Annotated in this window: 7 protein-coding genes; 2 read left to right on the top strand and 5 right to left on the bottom strand. The window is 58.0% G+C overall.

What is annotated here, in order from left to right; all coding sequences use genetic code 11:
* Window positions 1-96: 96 nt before the first annotated feature.
* From ACEQWH_RS08545 to ACEQWH_RS08530, 4 genes are read right to left on the bottom strand one after another with little or no spacing between them, the layout of a single operon-like run.
* Window positions 97-1170, bottom strand: a complete 1074-nt coding sequence (locus ACEQWH_RS08545; RefSeq protein ID WP_370229765.1) for a 5-(carboxyamino)imidazole ribonucleotide synthase — start codon at window positions 1168-1170, stop codon at window positions 97-99.
* Window positions 1167-1922 carry an NAD(P)-binding domain-containing protein gene (locus ACEQWH_RS08540; protein WP_370229763.1) on the bottom strand — a complete coding sequence of 252 codons (756 nt, stop codon included), beginning with the start codon at window positions 1920-1922 and terminating at the stop codon, window positions 1167-1169. The genes ACEQWH_RS08545 and ACEQWH_RS08540 overlap by 4 nt, the downstream gene beginning before the upstream one ends.
* Complete coding sequence (gene purE / locus ACEQWH_RS08535; RefSeq protein WP_370229760.1) at window positions 1919-2404, bottom strand: 5-(carboxyamino)imidazole ribonucleotide mutase; 486 nt, start codon at window positions 2402-2404, stop codon at window positions 1919-1921. The genes ACEQWH_RS08540 and purE overlap by 4 nt, the downstream gene beginning before the upstream one ends.
* A 49-nt stretch (window positions 2405-2453) precedes the next feature.
* Window positions 2454-2678: a YdcH family protein gene (locus tag ACEQWH_RS08530; protein ID WP_370229757.1), complete on the bottom strand. Its 225-nt coding sequence runs from the start codon at window positions 2676-2678 to the stop codon at window positions 2454-2456.
* A 156-nt stretch (window positions 2679-2834) separates the two neighbouring features.
* Between ACEQWH_RS08530 and ACEQWH_RS08525 the strand changes: the two genes are divergently transcribed.
* Window positions 2835-3248, top strand: coding sequence for an Hsp20 family protein (locus ACEQWH_RS08525; RefSeq protein WP_370229754.1), 414 nt, complete (start codon window positions 2835-2837; stop codon window positions 3246-3248).
* 4 nt (window positions 3249-3252) lie between these two features.
* A complete protein-coding gene (locus tag ACEQWH_RS08520) occupies window positions 3253-3480 on the top strand; it encodes a DUF1150 family protein (protein ID WP_370229752.1) in 228 nt (75 codons plus the stop codon).
* A gap of 100 nt (window positions 3481-3580) precedes the next feature.
* On the opposite strand, the gene ACEQWH_RS08515 is transcribed toward ACEQWH_RS08520, so the two are convergent.
* Window positions 3581-4678, bottom strand: a 1098-nt coding sequence (locus ACEQWH_RS08515; protein ID WP_370229749.1) for a bifunctional sulfate adenylyltransferase/adenylylsulfate kinase, incomplete at its 5' end; no start/stop codon positions are given.

Here is a 4678-nt window from a genome sequence, read left to right as displayed (position 1 = left end):
GCGACAATGGCCCGAGGGCGGATCACCTATCTGGCGGGGGGCGTCGCTGAGAGGTTTCTGGCCTAGCGGCGCATAAAGCGCCGCCAGATCAAGCCGTTATTGTGCAGGCGTCACGCGATTTGCGTGGCCCATTTTGCGTCCTGCTTTGACCTCGGCCTTGCCATAGAGGTGCAGGGCCACATGCGGCTCGTTCAACAGGTCGGGCACGCGGTCCATGTCTTCGCCGATCAGGTTTTCCATGACGACATCGCTGTGACGTTTGCCATCCCCAAGAGGCAGGCCGACAACGGCGCGGATATGTTGCTCGAACTGATCTACGGCACAGCCGTTCTGGGTCCAGTGGCCCGAATTGTGAACACGCGGCGCGATTTCGTTCACGATCAGACCTTGGGCGGTGACGAACAGTTCGACCCCCATGACACCGACGTAATCCAGCGCGTTGAGGATCTGTGATGCGATCAGCACCGCGTCCATGCGCCTTGGGCCGGGCAGTCGCGCCGGCACCGTGGTGGTGCGCAGAATGCCGCCTTCGTGGACGTTCTCGCCTGGATCAAAGCAGGCTACGTCGCCCGTGATGCCACGCGCGGCGATGACCGAGACTTCGTGGCTGAAAGTCACAAACCCTTCCAGCACAGACGGTGCATCCGCAACCTCTTGCATCGCTTGGGCCGGATCGCTGTCCGCTGACAGGCGCACCTGACCTTTGCCGTCATAGCCAAACCGACGGGTTTTCAAGATCGACGGGGTTCCAATCTCGTCCATCGCCTTGGCCAGATCCGCAGCGGAGTCGATCTGCGCGTAAGGCGCGGTTTTCAGGCCCAGTCCGGTCAGAAAGTCTTTCTCGGTGATCCGGTCCTGACTGACCCGCAGCGCCTCGCGACCGGGGCGGATGGGACGGTGGGTCTCCAGAATATCCAAAGCCGAGGTCGGGATGTTTTCAAATTCATAAGTGATGACATCGACAGAGCCCGCAAACGCCGCCAGTGCGGCCGCATCGTCGTAGTCGGCTGTTGTTACCTGATCTGCGACCTGACCTGCGGGCGGGTTCGCGCCCGGCTCGAAGATATGCGTCTTATATCCCAGGCGAGAGGCCGCAACGGAAAGCATCCGGCCAAGTTGCCCACCGCCAAGAATACCAATGGTGCTGCCTAGAGGGAGAGGGGTGCTCATTGGGACGTCAGCCTTTCGTAAACATCATCAAGGGCGCGTGTCAGAGTGTCGTGGCATCCGTCTTTGGCCATGGCCTCCATGACAAAACGGTTCAAAGACCCCGGCAGCGTCAGCCCATCGCGTTCCGCTTTCAGGCTGCCCGTATCACGTGGCATCGTGGTCAGAAAGCCGGAAATCAACGTTCGGATATAGGCTTCGGACACATTTGCGTCCCCGATTTGTGCATCCGTCCATTCCGCGACGGTGTTCAGCAGGTCCAATTGGCTGGCCATAAAGGCCGACGCCGTCAGGATCGCGTTTAGCCCGGCTTCTTGCGGCATGGCGAGGATGGTGTTGTCGGGCGCGAAAAGCTCGGCAATCAGAGCGCTGTCACCCCAGACCGGCAGCGGGCAATCGCCCGTCTCAACAAAACCCAGCGGGATGGTGCGGCTGATCTGCGTTGCGGGCGCGCAAAATTGTAAAAGCGCGGCTTCGCTGTGTTCCGCCATCACAGAGATGATCTGATGGTCTGCGCGGAATGTCAGCGACTCAAGGATACCGGGCGCCACCGAGGGGCGCAGGCAGATGAAGACGACGTCGCTGGCGTCCAGCACGTCTTGAGGCTCGGCCACCGAGACCCCGTGGCTGGCGGCCAATGCGGCTGATACATCTGCGTTTCGTGTGGTGACAGAGACCTCATGCCCAAGGCGAACCATGCGCCGCACGATTGGGGCTGCGATATGGCCGGTGCCGATAAAGCCGATGCGGCTCATGTTTCGGGCTCATCAGCGATCGAGGCTGACAGATCCTCGCGCCACTGATCAAGGCGTGCCGCCAGAGCATCGTCATTCAGGGCAAGGATGCCAGCGGCCATCAGGCCACCATTCTTGGCCCCGGCCGCGCCAATCGCCATTGTCGCAACCGGAAATCCGCGCGGCATCTGCAGGATGGAGTACAGGCTGTCGACGCCAGACAGCGCTTTGGTCTGAACCGGAATGCCCACCACAGGCACGCGGGTTTTCGAGGCCATCATCCCCGGCAGATGCGCTGCGCCGCCTGCGCCTGCGATAATCACCTGAAGTCCGCGCTCCACAGCTGTCTTGCCATAGGTCCACAGCCGGTCAGGGGTGCGGTGCGCTGATACGATCTTGGTTTCATAGGCGATGCCCAGCTCGTCCAGCACGTCGGCTGCTTCTTTCATGGTGGGCCAATCCGACTGACTGCCCATGATAATGCCCACTTTGATTTCGGCCATCGTGATCTCCGGTGCTGGAATGAGCGCGCACTATACGCAGATGCGCAGTCTAGGCAATGATATCAGGGGTCAAACGGTCTTCGATATAGGCGATTTTGTCTTTCAGAAGCAGTTTCTTCTTCTTCAAACGCTTGATCGTCAGCACGTCGCTTGTGCCGCGTTCGATCAGGGCCTCGATGGCCTCATCAAGATCACGGTGCTCTTGTTTGAAAACCTGGAGTTCGACACGCAGGACGTCGTCGGTTTTCATCTCCAGTTTGTCTAGTCCGGTCATAAGTGACTCGTCTTATTGCCTTGCGGTTAGGATACGCCTTTGCGCGCGGTTAGCAAAGCCCTTGCGCTTGTGGTTTTTGATGCCCATATTTCCAAGATACGGGCTGCCTGAAAGGGGCCTGAACTTTGGATCGTCGCTTCGCGTAAGGACATCATGATGAGCAAACTAACGTTGGGGTCCTACCCCCATATGCTGGGATTTGAACAGCTAGAGCGCCTTGTAGAGCGCACAGCGAAAGCTGAAAATGGCGGCTATCCCCCTTTTAACATTGAACAAACTTCGGATCGCTCGTACCGCATCACGCTGGCTGTAGCCGGTTTTGCCGAAGAGGATCTGAGCATCACGGTCGAGGATCGCCAGCTGGTGATCCGTGGGCGTCAGAACGATGACAGTGGCAATCGAATCTTTTTGCACCGCGGAATCGCCGCGCGTCAGTTCCAGAGGTCTTTCGTGCTGGCAGACGGCGTCGAGGTGGGCGAGGCGATCATGGAAAACGGACTTCTTCATGTCGACCTGACCCAAGCGCGTCCGGAAACTGTCGTTCAGACAATCAATATTAAGAAAGGGTGAGCAGATGATCAGCAAGTATGACTTTGAAACGCCAAACGAGGACCGCATGGTCTATGTGCGTGAGGTGTCTGTGACAGACCTGCCTAAGGATATGCAGGATCAGGTCGAAGGCATCCAGACGCTCTACGCCGTCCATGGCGCCGATGGCGAGCGCCTTGCGGTCGTCAAAGAACGCAACCTTGCCTTTGCACTGGCGCGCCAGAATGACTACGCGCCTGTGACTGTGCATTGATCGCGGTCACGATTTCTTTGAAAGAAATCGACGTCGGATCCTTTCAAAGGATCCGTTAGACTTGAAAAAGCGCGGCCCTTTAAGCCGCGCTTTTGTCGTTTTACGCTTTGATCAAACCCATGCTTTCCAGTTTCAACAGAACTTGGTGAGCGCAGTTGTCGACCTCGACGTTCTCGGTTTCGACGCTCAGTTCAGGGTTGGCTGGAACGTCATAAGGGTCTGAGATACCGGTGAATTCCTTGATCTTGCCTTCGCGGGCCAGTTTATAAAGGCCTTTGCGGTCGCGGCGTTCGCATTCCTCGATGGATGTGGCAACGTGGATTTCGACAAAGGCCCCGAACTGCTCGATTTCTTCGCGCACATGGCGGCGCGTCGCCGCATATGGCGCGATTGGGGCACAGATTGCGATGCCGCCGTTCTTGGTGATCTCGCTAGCAACATAGCCGATGCGCTTGATGTTGAGGTCGCGGTGCTCTTTCGAGAAGCCAAGCTCGGAGGATAGGTTTTTGCGAACAATATCGCCATCCAGAAGGGTCACAGGACGGCCGCCCATTTCCATCAGTTTAACCATCAACGCATTCGCGATGGTGGATTTGCCAGAGCCAGAGAAGCCTGTGAAGAAGACCGTAAAGCCCTGTTTGGAACGCGGTGGCTTGGTTTTGCGCAGCTCTGTCACAACTTCTGGGAAAGAGAACCATTCCGGGATCTCGAGGCCTTCGGCCAGTCGGCGGCGCAGTTCCGTGCCAGAGATGTTCAGGATGGTGACGTCGTCTTTGTCTTTGATCTCATCCGCAGGCTCGTATTGCGCGCGTTCCTGCACATAGACCATGTGTTTGAAATCGACCATTTCGATGCCGATCTCTTCCTGATGCTCACGGAACAGATCCTGCGCGTCATAGGGGCCATAGAAATCCTCACCTGCGGAATTCTTGCCGGGGCCTGCGTGGTCGCGGCCAACGATGAAGTGGGTGCAGCCGTGGTTTTTGCGGATCAAGCCGTGCCAGACCGCCTCGCGAGGGCCCGCCATGCGCATGGCAAGGTTCAAGAGGGACATCGTTGTGGTGGCCTGCGGGTATTTGTCCAGCACCGCCTCATAGCAACGCACGCGGGTGAAGTGATCGACGTCGCCGGGCTTGGTCATGCCGACAACAGGGTGGATCAAAAGGTTCGCCTGCGCTTCACGAGCCGCGCGGAATGT

Source organism: Cognatishimia sp., from assembly GCF_964229375.1.
Classification (GTDB): Bacteria; Pseudomonadota; Alphaproteobacteria; order Rhodobacterales; family Rhodobacteraceae; genus Cognatishimia.
This window is presented reverse-complemented; position numbering and strand designations above follow the sequence as displayed.

What these genes read in the sequence shown, in the direction of transcription:
- ACEQWH_RS08545 (WP_370229765.1), bottom strand. Translation starts at nt 1,170, where the DNA reads ATGAGCACCCCTCTCCCTCTAGGCAGCACCATTGGTATTCTTGGCGGT.
- ACEQWH_RS08540 (WP_370229763.1), bottom strand. Translation starts at nt 1,922, where the DNA reads ATGAGCCGCATCGGCTTTATCGGCACCGGCCATATCGCAGCCCCAATC.
- purE (WP_370229760.1), bottom strand. Translation starts at nt 2,404, where the DNA reads ATGGCCGAAATCAAAGTGGGCATTATCATGGGCAGTCAGTCGGATTGG.
- ACEQWH_RS08530 (WP_370229757.1), bottom strand. Translation starts at nt 2,678, where the DNA reads ATGACCGGACTAGACAAACTGGAGATGAAAACCGACGACGTCCTGCGT.
- ACEQWH_RS08525 (WP_370229754.1), top strand. Translation starts at nt 2,835, where the DNA reads ATGAGCAAACTAACGTTGGGGTCCTACCCCCATATGCTGGGATTTGAA.
- ACEQWH_RS08520 (WP_370229752.1), top strand. Translation starts at nt 3,253, where the DNA reads ATGATCAGCAAGTATGACTTTGAAACGCCAAACGAGGACCGCATGGTC.